Source organism: Sphingobacterium alkalisoli, from assembly GCF_005049105.1.
GTDB lineage: Bacteria > Bacteroidota > Bacteroidia > Sphingobacteriales > Sphingobacteriaceae > Sphingobacterium > Sphingobacterium alkalisoli.
Genome location: NZ_SUKA01000004.1, coordinates 337,407 through 352,421 on the forward strand (window position 1 = coordinate 337,407; position 15,015 = coordinate 352,421).

The following is a 15,015-nucleotide window of genomic DNA, read 5'->3' on the forward strand; positions in this document are numbered from 1 at the left end:
AAACAGACTATAGACGTCATATATACCCAAAAGGGCTACCTATTTATATGCTACAAGAAAAGGAAATTAAAAGTACGGATACACTGGATTCTGGTGCTTATGAAATTATCAGAAAGCGCCTTCTTTCCCAAAAAGAAGAGCTATCGAGCCGATTAAAACTCCTCAACGAAGCGCGTAAAGAGGTGTTCAATTCCACGAGCTTTGTACTTAAAGCCAATCAGCGGATCACCACCGAGAACAACTGTGAAGCACGCGGCATCGTAGCCCTCGACAAGTTGTGTATCTTTGGATATAATGTACATTTTGGATTACGAAACGAGATAAACCTGGCTGATGTTTTCAGCATTTACACGTTTGAAAACGATCAATTTATTCCGCAGTCGTTGGATTTGATTAATGACGCAAATTTCACTACTGACTACCAAAATTTATACAAGTACTACCGCGATTCCATCTTTTCAAAGTTCCGTCGTACAGAAAACTACCTGTACATGATTTTCCAGACCAGCAAGAATCCGGAAGATCTCAAAGCATTCAAATGGCTAATCAAGGACCGCAAACTGCATTATCAGGACGACCGAAGTATCCACGAAGTCAAACTATCTCCTCAGTTTGAATTTGACTGGATAAAAACAATACTGGACGATCGTAGATTGGGGAAATTCCCCCACATGTCCATTTTAGACAAAGTTTTTATCGAAGCCTTACATGGAAATATTACATTCAAAATAGAAGACAATACTGAGTCCGGAAAAGGCATTTACTCCGAGAAGGTAAGCAATCTTGATCAGCAGCTAGATGATGCCGAGTATTATTATGCTGATTTAGGAAACCTGATCGCGATCCGCATCAAACCTTATCAGGAAGAATTTCGAGCTTATGTATTTAATGTACGAACGAAAGAAGTCATTAACCTGTCTTCTTTAAATGAATCTGCTATTTTGCTTCCGGATAACCAAGGCATTATCTTTTCAAATGGATATTACCTCCAAAATGGAACGCATAAGATCTTCGATGCCAAGTTAGACAATGTATCCTTTCTTCGAAAAATAGCTTCACCTAATGGCGAAGACTATCTTTACATCTTTACGCAACGGAGTACCAATACGTACATTTTAATGTCGTACAACATTATCCAGCAAGCGGTAGAGACACCGATCGTCTGCAACGGATATACAATTTTCAAAGATGGGAGTCTCATCTATTTCCGAACAGATCCCGAAGCCACTCGTCACCATCAGGTACAGATCTGGGAAACACCTTACATGGCCATCCTACAGGAAAATGAAGACCGAAAAGAAGATCCGTTATATAAAGTGGGCAATAAACAAATTGTCCAGGCAATGGCAGAATCTCAAGAGGTCATTCAACTGGTTAACAAAGAAGATTCATACGAGGGTTTGTATGAGGATATACTCAAGAAAACAACCTCGCTACTTGACTCCTATTTTTGGATAAAAGATGAGGCACTTAAAAATTTAGGACAACCGCTGATCCAAATTCAAGAAGTGGCCAACGCCGCTATCGATGAATTTGTAAAAGTACAGGCGCAGCGAAAGCATGCCGAAGAATTGCTACACGCCACAGAAGAAAGACTAGAAAACCTTACGTTTAAAGTCAACAGTACTGTCGTCAACACACTGGATCAATTGGTACATCAGCTGGCAGATTCACGCCGTTTACAAGGCGAGGTGATCGACCTAAAAAATATCAAATACGTGGATATTCAACGGGTAGATATGCTCCTGGAAAAATTGAGCGGAATCACATCTTCGCTATCTACAAAGACTGTCGAATTCTTACTGCGCGACGAAGCATTGGTTCCCTATGAACAAAAGGTGTCAGATCAAAAAGGCAAAGTCGAAGAAATCACCAAAGTGTTCGACGCCAGAGCTATTGAAGAAGCAAACTCCGGTATTTCGGGAGAATTAGAATTGCTGATCGACATTCTAAACAGCTTAAAAATTGAGGATGCAACACAGACCACTAAAATAATTGAGAAAATATCGGTTATTTTTTCCTCATTGAACGAAGTTCGCGCGCAACTAACCCGAAAATTAAACAGTTTAAAAAGCAAAGAGGCTATTGCTGAATTCTCTGCTCAACTGACCCTGCTGGAACAGTCTGTAACAAATTATCTGGAGCTGTCGACCTCGGCAGAAAAAGTAGAAGAATATTACACCAAAATTGTCGTCCATCTAGAAGAAATAGAAAGCAAATTTTCCGAATTTGATGATTTTGCGCTAAAAATAGCGGATAAACGAGATGACGTCATTAAAGCCTTCAATTCACGTCGCGAACAAATCGTTGAACAAAAAAACAAACGCACATCTTCCTTAGAACAAATTGGGTTACGCGTATTAAAAAATATCGAGAACAAATCGAAAACCCTAACATCACGAAATGAAATATTGAGTTTTTATGCGTCTGATTTAATGATTGGAAAAATTCGCCAATTGGTAAGCGAACTCAAAACATTAGACGATATCTCCAAAGCAGAGAATTTAGAAAATCAACTCAAAAAATCCCAAGAAGACGCCTTACGCATCTTACGCGACAAAACAGAATTATACGTCGATGGAGAAAATATCATTGCTTTAGGCAAACACAAATTTGCCGTAAACAACCAGTCCTTAAGTTTAACTTTATTACGTCGTAACGATGAGTTGTTCTACCACCTGACAGGTACTAACTTTTACCAAAAAGTTGGAGACAGCAGGATTACCGCATACAAAGATATTTGGGAGCAAGAACTGGTTTCCGAAAATGCAGAAGTTTATCGCGCGGAATATTTAGCTTACAAGACCTTTATGGCCTCTCAACAGCAAAGGGATTTTAATGCAGAACAGTTTATTACACAAAATGTAGAACAAAATTACAGTGAAAGCTACGTAAAGGGTGTCCACAATTTTGATGCATTACAAATTTTCCGAAGCCTTAAGCAACTAGACGAAAAGTTGGATTTACTACGTTACGATTCGCATCTACGTGCTACCGCGCAGCTGTTTTGGCATTCACTACCCGAAGATCAACGTGAAAAGTTAAGCTCATTTATACATTCTTCACATGCAGTGTTGAAGGTGTTTCCCCATTCAAAACGCTATCAATCGGTGATCGACAAAATCGTCATGCAATTTAATATGTGGGAAACTGCACTCGACTTGAGCGATACTAAGGGGGAAACTGTGGCGACATACCTTTTTAAGACATTCACTAAATATGGCAAACTGGTGTTAAGTGAAAATGCTGATCAGTTGAAACGCGAATTTTACCATTTGTTGGAAAACAAGAAATCATTAAGAGATTTTCAATCCGATTTAGAAAATGAACAATATGCCCTTGAAGATCGCTTCTATTTAATAGTAAATTGGCTAGACGCCTTCATTGACGAAAATACACCCTCCGAAATATATCGTATGTATATTGAAGAAACCGCTACCGTTTTACTATTCCCAAAAGACGATTACCAGTTGATCTTCAGTAAAGATGAAGCGGATCTAGAAGGACTGAAAGGGAATCATTCTATATTAAATAATGGACATTTACATATTAATTATCACAATTTTATTCAGCGGCTAGCAAACTTCACTGACAACAAAGTACCTCGCTTTGAAGATTTTTTAAAGGTAAAAGAACAATTGAGCAAGGGATATGAGAAGGAACTAAAAATTCACGAATTCGAACCCAAAGTCCTCACTTCGTTCGTGCGTAACAAATTGATCAACGAAGTATATTTCCCGTTAATCGGAAACAATTTAGCGAAACAGTTGGGGGCCGCCGGCGACAATAAAAGAACTGCTAGAATGGGGATGTTACTATTAATCTCCCCTCCAGGATATGGTAAAACGACATTGATGGAATACCTGGCAAAAACCATGGGACTTCATTTTGTTAAAATCAACGGACCGACTATAGGACATTCCATTACCTCGATAGATCCAGTTGAAGCCAAAACTTCCGGGGAACGGGAAGAATTAAAGAAAATAAATCTGGCTTTCGAAATGGCAGACAATGTGATGTTATACCTCGATGACATCCAACACCTCAATACGGAATTCTTACAAAAATTCATTTCCTTGGCCGATGGTCAACGTAAAATGGATGGTATATTCGAAGGCGAAAGCAAAACATATGATCTACGGGGAAAACGCTTCTGTATTGTAATGGCCGGTAATCCATATACAGAAAGTGGTTCTAAGTTCCAAATACCAGATATGCTAGCGAACCGCGCCGATGTATATAACCTGGGAGATGTAATAGGAGACACAGAGCATCTCTTCAATCTGAGCTTGATCGAAAATGCGGCAATAGAAAACCCATATTTGGAAAAAATTGCCAGCAAATCATTCACCGATTTCTATGCATTAATTGAAGTGGCACAGTCCAGCGCAGAACAATTACCCGATCTGGAGGGAAACTATCTAAAACAAGAAATTGATGATTTTGTAGCCGTATTAAAGCACATCCTAACTATTCGAAACCTAGTCGTCAAAGTCAACAGAAATTACATCCAAAGTGCGGCTATGCAAGATGATTACCGTACGGAACCCGCTTTCAAAATGCAAGGTTCTTATCGCAACATGAATAAATTGGTGGCCTCAGTCGTGCCAATGATGAACAGCAAAGAAATTGATGAGCTCATCTTGGCCCATTACGAGAGCGAGTCCCAAACATTGACTGCCGACACGGAGAGCAATCTACTTAAATTGAAGGAATTAGCCGGATTGATTACAGCGGAGGAGCAAAAGCGATGGACAGAAATAAAGGAGATATTTCGAAAAAACAACAAGCATAACGGATTAAATAAGGATGACAAAGTCTTTGCACAACTATTGGAATTTAACGATAATCTAGAAGGAATCATTCATGCTATAAGAGGCAAGTAGTAACAGCACGATACGTTATCGAAAAAGACCTGCATTATAGTGCTTTTCTGGTTCGATGACGTATTACACTTAATCTAAAAATTTTCCTCCTTATTATCACCCCAATTTTCATTTTTGGTAACCGTGAATCCGAGGGATTGTGGCAAATCCTTCAACAGTTCTCCCCGAAAGACCAGTTGCATATTATTCTTCAGTGTACTGTTCACGATAAACGAACGCATTAACTCATTGCTTTCGTTAAAAACTTCCAATTTATACGATATAGATGTTAAATCATTTAGGTTTCCCAAGAATTGGTGAAACAAAATTTGTTTGTTGGCCGAAAGATCGTCAATATTAAGATCTATATCACTTTGATCCAATATCGGATTGCTTAGATCCGTTACAAATGGTGAAAAGAAAAGAGGTTCATGTTCCTGGCTAACCCGGATTCGTTTAACTCTTGATAGATCTATCGGATCGGTGAATTCAAATTTGACCTGACTGTACCACCTCCGGAGTTCTACATTCAATTGTACATCGGCGTTAACCTCGAGCTCACTACTGTAGCCAAATATTTCTGCTTCATGGTTGGAAAATTTATTACTCACGTAGAAGCTTTTCCATAGCGGATCCGTTGGCATCAATAGCTCCTGCTTCGAAGCATTTGACACGAAACACACATAGTACTTACCGAGAGGCAACTGCACTTGAATATCTGTATTATCTTCATAATCTACCACCCCGCTATACACAATTTCGTTTTTGTCCCGATGAAAAATATTATAGTGCAGTTTTTTGAGTGTATGTCCGGAAATAGATTCCGATACACCCTTCATATATATATTATCGACGCGGAAGGTTCCTCCTGTAGATCCATAATCACCTGCATTTCCCCGTTCTCCAGCCTTGAAGACGAATTTTAACAACAAAGAAGAACTGGAAATATTTTTATCCCTAAGATCATATACAAAGGAGTTTTTAGCATTATTTGATAACGATCCAAACTGATTAATTAGCGCCAATGTTTCATAGGTCTCCCCATCATCCAAGCTATAGTACAATTCGAAATCCTTGGGACCTGTATCTGTACTACCGATATCCAGTCCAAAGCTCGTAACGGATGTGGCAAGCTGTGTAGGCATTTTAATATACAGTTCACGTCCACCTGTTACACTCAGCGCTTTACCGGCAGCATAACTTTCGTTAGCATATGTCGAGTTAACGAAATTACTCGGCACACTCCCACTATTATACGTAATTGTGGCAGAACCGCCCCCAGCTATAATGATGTCTGGATTCAGACTTTCATTATTAAACGACCAAAAATACAGATAACCGTCGGTATCAGTAGATGTCCGGGAAGGATTATTATCGGCTAATTTTTTGGCCTGACCGATACTGTTCTTGATAGGACTTCGTGTGGCAGCAAAACCATCAATGGTGAAATTAACAGTATAAAGATCTTCAGATAGTTCATCAAAAGGAACTTCGTCGCTACAGGAAGCAACAAAAAATGCAATGAAAATAAATGAAAGTCTATACAACATCAGTAGCTGACTTTTCATGGCAACGTACGGTTTTATTGGAAAATCAAATATTACTTATATTTAATTTTTTGTAAACAATTAGTTATTAAACGCTAATATAAAAAATAATCCTTTCATTACCAAATGTTTTCACGGCACGCCGGCTCCGCTCCCATGTCCAGAACCAGCGCCAGAGCAGACAAAATTTTGGTTCACTAATTTTTTGGCCTCACCCACAGAAGACCATTATCTAAAGGAAGACTTTCTTGCCAGTCCTCTGCCGGTTAATTATATCATAATTTTAAGTCCTGTGCAGAAGCAACACTAAAAGCGCTAAAACAACAAATGCAACTATTATAAACCTATTCATCTTTTAATAATCCGAATTCAGCAACAGTAAATGATTTCCCTATAATTTCCTTTGGTATAAAACGTAGATATGTAGTCCTAACCGGATTATTGAATAGCACGGTTTGTTCTACTGGGTTTGCCGACACATTCGAAAATTCCCCATCTGTCAATGTTTTCCAGTTTTTATTATCTTCACTTATAGCAATATTATATTTCGTTGCAATGCCTTCTTTATTTCCATCTTGTCGTGGCAAATAGGAAAATCCTTTAATGGGTTCACGAAGTGTAAAAACAAAACCATTTGAAAATTGCATCAGCGTAGCAAATGTATTTGGATCGTCATCATATGCCTTTTTCATCTCTGAAGTGCCTTCAAGGCCATATTCGTCGGCACGTAGTTTGACTAAGTTGTTTCCTTTCGTTGCAAACGAAAAATTAGACGCTGCTTCTTTAAATAAGCCAAAATCACTTAGCGTAGGCGCCACGGGAGCAAATAAACTCAGCTTTATTTTCTGCGCTTGAATAGGTTGATCTAACTTAATAAGCCGAGACGCGCCTATGCTTGTTGCCGAACCCACATGCTTCCATTGTCCATCTGCCCACATATCAATACGAACACTATCCAGACGCTGTCCAAGTTTAATATTCTCGCGAAGTCTAATTATATCAAACTCCTGCTCATTTTTCAGTGTTATTACTAGCGTTGGATTAATCACCTCATCATCCGATGCGTAATAAGAATATCGATCTTCATCCAATATAAAAGCAGTAGAGAACTTCTTCGAATTGCCTCTGATGTTAGAAGCCTCGATTTTAGCATCTTTAGCAAGGTTAGTTGAAAACGTCGCTGCCACCTTTTTCCCAAATCCATCGAGCGATTTTACATCATTTGGATGTAAAACACCTTCAGGCATAGGAGCCAACCCTAGATTCATTGCGCCTCCCCTCCCCACAGATTTCAAATAGATCTCAAACAGTTGATCTGGGGTTTTCACTTTATCATCTTGATTTTCATGGTAAAACCATCCCGGTCGTTGTGGCACATCACATTCAGCAGGTATCCAATATTTACCATTTCGGTCGCCTATAGGCGATTTGGAATAATCCGAATCGCCCGGAACTGGAGGACGGCCATCTATACCTTTGGGAGTGAAGGTCGCCCAAGAAGTTTCCGCAGCGAATCCGTGTTCATTACCTACCCATCGGGTATCGGGCCCGATATCCGAAAAAATAACAGCCAAAGGCTGGTGTTCACGAACTATTGGCCAGGTGCGTTCCTGCCATTCATAGTACGTTGTCCGATCGATGGTTCGCTTTTCGTTTTTCCCACCGTAATAACCATCCCCTCCATTGGCTCCGTCGTGCCATGACGTAAATAATTCCCCATAATTAGTCATCAACTCCGTCAATTGTGCGCGATAAGCATCTGCATACGCAGGTGTCCCATATCGTGTATCGTTGCGATCCCATGCAGATAAATACACACCAAATTTTAGTCCATGGTCGTGTGAAGCCTGCATAAATTCTTTCACCATATCTCCTTCCCCATTCTTCCAAGGAGATTGCTTTATATTGTAACCTGTTGTAGCAGTAGGCCATAAACAGAAACCATCATGATGTTTTGCTACGCTGATGAGCCCCTTAAAGCCTGCTGAGGCTGCTGCTTTCGCAATCTGATTCGCATCAAAACTCGTTGGATTAAATATGGAGGGATCAGCATCACCAAATCCCCATTCTTTATCCTGAAAGGTGGTCGGCGTATAATGAATCAAGCAATACGTCTCCATCTCATGCCATCTTAATTGACCTTCTGAAGGCAATACGCCATAAGGTTTTGGTTCTTGCTGCGCACAACCGAAAAGTGGAATAAAAAGTAAATAGTTAACTAGTCTAGATTTTTTCATAATAATAATTCGCAATCTTAAATATAGAAATTAAATCCGAATTTTAAATAAAGTCGGCAGTTACCAATATAAGTGAATTGTTTCGACGTTATGGGCCATCACTATAAAATCTCAAAATTATTCTAACTCTTGAAACAACAAATACTTAACTTTGCACATCATGAAGAAAGATCAGTCCAAAATAATTCGGGAACAAGCACCTCGCTCAGCGACACGTGAACATTCCGTTCCCCTATATCTTACCTCAAGTTTTATATTTGATAGCGCAGAACAAGGTCGTGCTATATTCGCTGAAGAAGAAGAAGGTATGGTTTATTCTCGCTACGCGAATCCAAATACAAGTGAATTTATCAATAAAGTGTGTACGTTGGAAAATGCAGAAGCGGGCCTAGCTTTTTCTTCCGGAATGGCCGCAGTATTTGCGTCTTTCGCAGCCTTTATTGAAAATGGCGATCATATTATCTCTTCTCGTGCGATTTTTGGTTCCACACATCAGTTATTTACACAGCTATTTCCTAAATGGGGAGTTACCACGAGCTATGTGGACGCGGCCAACCCCGATGAGTGGGAAAAAGCGATTCAACCGAATACAAAAATTATTTTTTTAGAATCTCCTTCCAATCCCGGACTTGAACTTGTTGATCTAGAATGGATGGGTAAGTTTAAAGAAAAATACCCCGAGATTATTCTTTCGATCGACAATTGCTTCGCGACTCCTTATTTACAGAAACCCTTAGACTACGGATTTGATTTGTCCATACATTCTGCGACGAAATATATGGATGGTCAGGGTCGTGTACTTGGAGGTGTTGTTGTCGGTAAAGAAGAGTTGATTAAAAAAATGATGTTTTTCATCCGTCATACCGGCCCGGCGATGTCTCCCTTCAATGCGTGGATCATCTCTAAAAGTTTGGACACCCTAGCGCTTCGCATGGATCGACATTGTTCAAATGCTCTAGCGCTGGCTGAAGCTTTAGAGAATCATCCGGATATTGAAGACGTAAAATATCCTTTTTTACCATCGCATCCTCAATATGCTTTGGCAAAAAAACAGATGAAAGCAGGAGGAGGTATTGTTACGTTTGAAGTAAAAGGTGGAAAAGACAGAGCATTCCGATTCTTGGATAAATTAGAGATGATACTTTACACTTCCAATTTAGGAGACTCCAGATCCATTGCGACGCATCCGGCAACAACTACCCATGTTAAACTGACCGAGGAAGAGCGTAATCATCTGGGAATAAAACCAGGAAGTGTACGATTATCCGTGGGTCTGGAAGATAAAGAAGATATAATAGGCGACATCCTACAAGCGCTAGTGAATTCCAACTAAAAAAAGACCTGGATTCTCATGTCTTTTTTTAGTTGGAATTATACCATGATAGTAGCTATTCTTATTTAGCAACTTTTGTAAAGTTAAAGACTAGGCTACCTTGTTGTCCATTATCTAATGGAATAGGCATTTTCATGACCAAGGTCTCGCCATCAGCAAATGAGAGATTCATACGATATCCCGTAGTGACATTTGCAGCTTTATCGCCAGCATAGATCTTCTTAAATTGAAATTGAGGTTCATCTACTGCAGACCCACCGTAGATAGACCATACAATAGTACGTACAGCTCCATTGGCGCACAACGTCCCGTCGGCATTGAACGTAATACTTCCTCTATAATTACCGCCGGGAAGGTTCCAAATACTTCCAACAAAACAATCTACCGGAGCTTCATCAAAAATATTTTTGATGGTATAAGCCGCAGGGATATCTTCCCTAGTGACCGTATTTAGCACCCAATTGCCCTTTACACCCGATCTCCATTGAGAAGCAGAAGGACCTGAAGCAGAAGTCGACGTACCAGAAGAAGAACCTGAAGTTCCTTTTTTCGGAGCACCACACGATGCCAATAATAATACCACTGTGAAAAGTGAGACTACGGAAAGAATATGTCTACGCATAAGATAAAAATTATTAAAAATCTATTGATGTACAGTTACAAACTTAGATATATTTTGTTATTAATTGTCATGACATCCAAAAATCATACCACAAGCGAAATTTGGGCTATACGAACTGTCTATTCGAATTATTCGGTATTATAAAGAATTCATTACTTTTGTCTACCTCGTATATTAAAATTTAAATGGACAATAAAAAAGCTTGGAGCATTACGAAAAATATTTTTAAAGTCATCGTGACATCTGGCGCACTGTATTGGGTATCCCGAAAGATTGATTTTGTTGAATTAAAACATGCATTAATAGACTGCGATTGGTGGTTTTTACTTCTTGCCTTGTTAAGTTATATCATTTCTCAGGCGATAGCCTCCTCACGCCTCAATAGCTTCTTCAAAACCATTCATTTAATCCTTTCGGAACGTTACAATCTACGGCTTTATCAATTGGGGCTACTCTATAATTTTTTTTTACCGGGGGGGATTGGAGGTGACGGGTATAAAGTATATTTTCTGAAGAAGAACCATGATATTTCGGGCCGAAAAGTACTAAGTGCTGTATTTTTTGATCGGCTAAGCGGACTGTGGGCACTCGGTATTATCATTTGTGCATTGGTTGTGTTTATGCCTCGTCTCGCTATTCCCCATGCTGCCACTATTACTATAGCAGCCATTGGTACAATATCCTACTATTCCTTTTTGCATGTGTTCTTCAAGCCTTTTGCAAAGCGCTTTTTTCAAACACACACTAAGGCGCTGCTTGTACAGAGCTTTCAAACATTGTGTGCCATTTTTATATTATACGCACTAAATTTTGACGACAAATTTTCACCCTACTTACTCATATTTTTAGTATCTTCACTAGTGGCCATCATTCCCTCCATAGGAGGTGGGATAGGTCTTCGTGAGCTTTTTGCCCTTGAAGCAGCAAAATATATTCAGATTGAAGAGCATACAGCAATACTTTTAAGTTTATTTTTTTATGTAATCTCTTTAATCACCGCCACCTCGGGGATCTATTATATATTTAGACCACAACGCCTAGGAACGGAGAAACTACCTAGTGCCGCAGAAGTAGAACAAGAAATTGACGACGACAATACAAACGAAGAAATTTAAATGGCAAATATCATCATCACAGGAGCAAGTAGTGGAATAGGTTTCGAAACCGTTTTAGATCTCACCGCAAATAAAGAGCACCATGTCATCGCGTTGGCAAGGTCAGGCGACAAACTACGGAAGCTACATGAAATTGCTTCATCCCTCAACTATGACGGCGGAAAACTGTATCCTGCGCAATTTGACATTGTTTACGACAATTATGCAGATTCGTTGATCCCGTTTATTAAATCAAAATTTGAAACCGTTGATATTTTGATTAATAATGCGGGCGCATTGGTAAAAAAGTCTTTTTTAGAAACTTCTCCGGAAGAATTTGCGCAGATGCTACAGACAAACGTGTTAGGGCATGTAAACATGATAAAACATATCGTACCGCTGATGACAAATGGAGGCCATATCGTAAACATTAGCAGCATGGGAGGGGTTCAAGGCTCCGTAAAATTTTCTGGCCTCAGCGCATATTCTGCCAGTAAGGGGGCGTTAGGAATATTAACCGAATGCTTAGCGGAAGAATTTAAAGAGCAGAATATTAAAGTAAACTGTCTTGCTTTGGGATCGTCACAAACCGAAATGTTTGAGGCTGCTTTTCCAGATCTACAGGCAGGAACTTTAGCTTTTGAAATGGGAAGATATGTCGCTGAATTTGCCCAAAATGGAAGCAAATACTACAACGGAAAAATACTGCCGGTCTCTAATACTACCCCCTAGATAATCGAGAAGACATTTATAATGCCGTGATCCAATCTGCGACATCATTCAAGACACGTTCATTGAATGTCTCCTTTATTTGTGCATATTCGGTGACCTGGCCAGTTTTGGCCTGTTGGAATAAGTGGTTTAGCCCTTCATATTCTTTCAAAACAGACTTTAAATTTTTGGGAAGAAACCGATATAGGCTTTCTAGATTCCGGGTGGCGGGTACCTGTACATCGAGCGATCCAAAAGCAGCAAATACTGGAATTTTTATTTTCTTTAAATATCTTTCAGGCTCAATGCGCAGGAAGTAACGATATGCCGGACTTACCATAGCTAGCAAATCGGGAGTTTCTTTGAACCCGGGCACCATTTTCATGTTTTCCATTAAGGCTTGATACGCTTCCTGATTATTTAAATCACTTTTTACAATAGCGAAATTTTTCTCATTTATTTCCCGAGCAGCTTCCAACGCAGGGTCACTCATACCTGAGGCTTTCCCGATAGCATACAATTGATCAACCATCAACTGATCAATAGAAATAGCCGGACCTGCTAATGACACGATAAAAGATAAATCACGTACGTTCTGCCCCGCCAAAAGCGTAGCGATCAAACCGCCCTCACTATGACCAATAAAACCTATTTTATGTACATCAACATGATCTTGCTTTTTCAGATAAGCTAATGCAGCAAGCGCATCCTTACTAAAGTCTCCTATTGTGCTATTGTCAAATTGTCCCTTACTTTTACCGACACCTCGGTCGTCATAGCGAAGCACCACGATCCCCCGGCGCGTCAAATAATCCGCTATAACCTTAAAAGGTTTGTGACCTGCCATTTCTTCGTCCCGATTTTGCGCTCCGGATCCGGTCAACATAATTACCGCCGGGTGCCGGCCTTTGTCCGCTGGGAAAGAAAGCGTACCAGCAAGCTGTACATCATCGTATGTATTCGTGAAAACAACTTCCAATGTATCATATTGATAAGGAGCGGCAGGAAGCTGAACAGGTCTGGCATACCCTAAACACGAATGTACTACCAAGAAAAACAGAAGGTAAAATTGTTTCATATATTAAAGCTTGACATTAACAAAACGGCACAGCACGTCCGCTACTAAAACAATTAATACAATAACTACACCATGATGAAACTTCTTCGCATTTATAACAAATTTTAACCCTACGACAATGAGATAGAAAAAATAGAGCAACAGGACTAGGGAAATTAACGAAAAAAATAACAGCAAAAACATATCCGAGCGAGAGATCGTTGATAATTTCATATCACCATCTTCTATAGCCTTTAATATATTATTCGTGAGTTCTTTCGCAAAACTTACGGCAGAGAGTAAACCGATCATGTATATCACAACAAAATAAATCAACACCACATTTAACACGTCTATAAATCTTGTTTTTTTATTAACGGAATAACCGAACGAAAACAACGATAAGGTTAGCACCAATACATTCACAAGAAGGTGGGTAAATGTCGAAAAAAGATCATATGTGTTTGTAGGGATAACCTTCAGTATACCGTGATAGTCGAACTGTCCGTAATAAGCTAAAATTCCACCAACAGTAAAGAATATTACACCTGCCGCCAACAGGATCTTTTCGGAACAATCTTCAAATGGATTTACAAATAACCTTCCTACATTATACTTCATCTTTGTTCGGTTTATAGTGATTAAGTAGCTCCTGAACATTTTCGGGATGTTGTGTACCGACCAATATGGCTTTACCATTTTTTAATACAATCCAAATCCCATAAAAACCCTTTGTCGTATATGCCACTCCCGGTCCACCAAATCTCCATCCCCATCCTCCGTATTCCCAAGGAGAATATTTTTTAACATAAACCTTACCAATATCCTCCCATTCCCATTTTTTCTTCTTCCATATAAAGGGCAGAAACCGAATATGAATTCCCTGCTCATCTATCTGTGTTCTTAATCGCATAAATAAAAACAACAACGCAACAGAACTTCCGATCCAAAATCCAGCAGAAAAATCACTCCCGTCTGTATTCCCATTCCATTCGGTATATAGTCCAAGGCCGATAACAAGGACAAATAGCAGGACTAACCACCAAGTCAAAAAACTCTGACTCTCCTTATGCACCCATCTATTCTTCATTTCGCAGCATATTAAGTTTAACTATCAAATCATCTAATTTATTTCGAACAGTAGGATAGCTTTTTCCCATCTGATTCGCCATCTCTTTCAAACTACCGGAATTCCGTAGAAACTGAAGAACAAATTCCTGTTCATCTACATCCAACAGCATTAAAACCGGCAAACTGTATTTACCTGACACTTCGGTTTCACAACTGGAGCAGACCAATTTCGACACGCGAAGCTGTTCTTCACAACTTGGACATTTAACGGGAAGCTTTACCATAATACATTTTAATATTAATATTATTAAAACAAATATAAATAAAATTAAATATATCATTATCATTATTTACACCTATTTATAAATGGATTGACTTTGGGAGTAAGGGGCTAATAAAAATGAACCTTTTTTTGCGCCTCTTTCGCCGGCGCGGGGCGACTTCTTTTGCTTGGCCAAAAGAAGCAAAAACCAAGACT

11 protein-coding genes are annotated in these 15,015 nt (G+C 39.4%); 4 read left to right on the plus strand and 7 right to left on the minus strand.

The window, feature by feature from the left end; all coding sequences use genetic code 11:
- Positions 1–47: 47 nt before the first annotated feature.
- Positions 48–4,886, plus strand: a complete 4,839-nt coding sequence (locus FAZ19_RS14555; protein ID WP_136821477.1) for a DNA repair ATPase — start codon at positions 48–50, stop codon at positions 4,884–4,886.
- A gap of 74 nt (positions 4,887–4,960) precedes the next feature.
- On the opposite strand, the gene FAZ19_RS14560 is transcribed toward FAZ19_RS14555, so the two are convergent.
- Together FAZ19_RS14560 and FAZ19_RS14565 are read right to left on the minus strand one after the other, a co-directional pair.
- A complete protein-coding gene (locus tag FAZ19_RS14560) occupies positions 4,961–6,433 on the minus strand; it encodes a hypothetical protein (RefSeq protein ID WP_136821478.1) in 1,473 nt (490 codons plus the stop codon).
- A 323-nt stretch (positions 6,434–6,756) separates the two neighbouring features.
- Entirely contained in the window at positions 6,757–8,649 is a 1,893-nt protein-coding gene (locus FAZ19_RS14565) for an alpha-L-fucosidase (protein WP_136821479.1), read from the minus strand.
- Positions 8,650–8,809: 160 nt separating this feature from the next.
- Here FAZ19_RS14565 and FAZ19_RS14570 point away from each other — a divergent pair, with 160 nt between their 5' ends.
- On the plus strand, positions 8,810–9,982 hold the full coding sequence (locus FAZ19_RS14570) for a trans-sulfuration enzyme family protein (RefSeq protein WP_136821480.1): 1,173 nt from the start codon (positions 8,810–8,812) through the stop codon (positions 9,980–9,982).
- A gap of 61 nt (positions 9,983–10,043) precedes the next feature.
- On the opposite strand, the gene FAZ19_RS14575 is transcribed toward FAZ19_RS14570, so the two are convergent.
- Positions 10,044–10,604, minus strand: a complete 561-nt coding sequence (locus FAZ19_RS14575; RefSeq protein ID WP_136821481.1) for a lipocalin family protein — start codon at positions 10,602–10,604, stop codon at positions 10,044–10,046.
- A 185-nt stretch (positions 10,605–10,789) separates the two neighbouring features.
- Between FAZ19_RS14575 and FAZ19_RS14580 the strand changes: the two genes are divergently transcribed.
- Together FAZ19_RS14580 and FAZ19_RS14585 are read left to right on the plus strand one after the other, a co-directional pair.
- Positions 10,790–11,719: a lysylphosphatidylglycerol synthase transmembrane domain-containing protein gene (locus tag FAZ19_RS14580; RefSeq protein WP_136821482.1), complete on the plus strand. Its 930-nt coding sequence runs from the start codon at positions 10,790–10,792 to the stop codon at positions 11,717–11,719.
- The gene (locus FAZ19_RS14585; RefSeq protein ID WP_136821483.1) at positions 11,720–12,430 is read left to right on the plus strand and encodes an SDR family NAD(P)-dependent oxidoreductase; all 711 of its coding nucleotides are present in this window, start codon (positions 11,720–11,722) and stop codon (positions 12,428–12,430) included.
- 16 nt (positions 12,431–12,446) lie between these two features.
- On the opposite strand, the gene FAZ19_RS14590 is transcribed toward FAZ19_RS14585, so the two are convergent.
- The 4 genes from FAZ19_RS14590 to FAZ19_RS14605 are packed head-to-tail and all read right to left on the minus strand — an operon-like array spanning position 12,447 to position 14,821.
- Positions 12,447–13,487, minus strand: a complete 1,041-nt coding sequence (locus tag FAZ19_RS14590; protein WP_136821484.1) for an alpha/beta hydrolase family protein — start codon at positions 13,485–13,487, stop codon at positions 12,447–12,449.
- A 3-nt stretch (positions 13,488–13,490) separates the two neighbouring features.
- Positions 13,491–14,087: a hypothetical protein gene (locus FAZ19_RS14595; RefSeq protein ID WP_136821485.1), complete on the minus strand. Its 597-nt coding sequence runs from the start codon at positions 14,085–14,087 to the stop codon at positions 13,491–13,493.
- The gene (locus FAZ19_RS14600; protein WP_136821486.1) at positions 14,077–14,556 is read right to left on the minus strand and encodes a hypothetical protein; all 480 of its coding nucleotides are present in this window, start codon (positions 14,554–14,556) and stop codon (positions 14,077–14,079) included. Before FAZ19_RS14600 ends, FAZ19_RS14595 begins: the two co-directional genes overlap by 11 nt.
- Positions 14,546–14,821, minus strand: a complete 276-nt coding sequence (locus FAZ19_RS14605) for a DUF2089 family protein (RefSeq protein ID WP_136821487.1) — start codon at positions 14,819–14,821, stop codon at positions 14,546–14,548. Before FAZ19_RS14605 ends, FAZ19_RS14600 begins: the two co-directional genes overlap by 11 nt.
- Between the last annotated feature and the right edge of the window lie 194 nt (positions 14,822–15,015).

Bases quoted from the DNA above. Each gene is read 5' to 3' on its own strand.
- FAZ19_RS14575 (WP_136821481.1), bottom strand. From the start codon at position 10,604: ATGCGTAGACATATTCTTTCCGTAGTCTCACTTTTCACAGTGGTATTA.
- FAZ19_RS14600 (WP_136821486.1), bottom strand. From the start codon at position 14,556: ATGAAGAATAGATGGGTGCATAAGGAGAGTCAGAGTTTTTTGACTTGG.
- FAZ19_RS14560 (WP_136821478.1), bottom strand. From the start codon at position 6,433: ATGAAAAGTCAGCTACTGATGTTGTATAGACTTTCATTTATTTTCATT.
- FAZ19_RS14605 (WP_136821487.1), bottom strand. From the start codon at position 14,821: ATGGTAAAGCTTCCCGTTAAATGTCCAAGTTGTGAAGAACAGCTTCGC.
- FAZ19_RS14580 (WP_136821482.1), top strand. From the start codon at position 10,790: ATGGACAATAAAAAAGCTTGGAGCATTACGAAAAATATTTTTAAAGTC.
- FAZ19_RS14555 (WP_136821477.1), top strand. From the start codon at position 48: ATGCTACAAGAAAAGGAAATTAAAAGTACGGATACACTGGATTCTGGT.
- FAZ19_RS14565 (WP_136821479.1), bottom strand. From the start codon at position 8,649: ATGAAAAAATCTAGACTAGTTAACTATTTACTTTTTATTCCACTTTTC.
- FAZ19_RS14590 (WP_136821484.1), bottom strand. From the start codon at position 13,487: ATGAAACAATTTTACCTTCTGTTTTTCTTGGTAGTACATTCGTGTTTA.
- FAZ19_RS14585 (WP_136821483.1), top strand. From the start codon at position 11,720: ATGGCAAATATCATCATCACAGGAGCAAGTAGTGGAATAGGTTTCGAA.
- FAZ19_RS14595 (WP_136821485.1), bottom strand. From the start codon at position 14,087: ATGAAGTATAATGTAGGAAGGTTATTTGTAAATCCATTTGAAGATTGT.
- FAZ19_RS14570 (WP_136821480.1), top strand. From the start codon at position 8,810: ATGAAGAAAGATCAGTCCAAAATAATTCGGGAACAAGCACCTCGCTCA.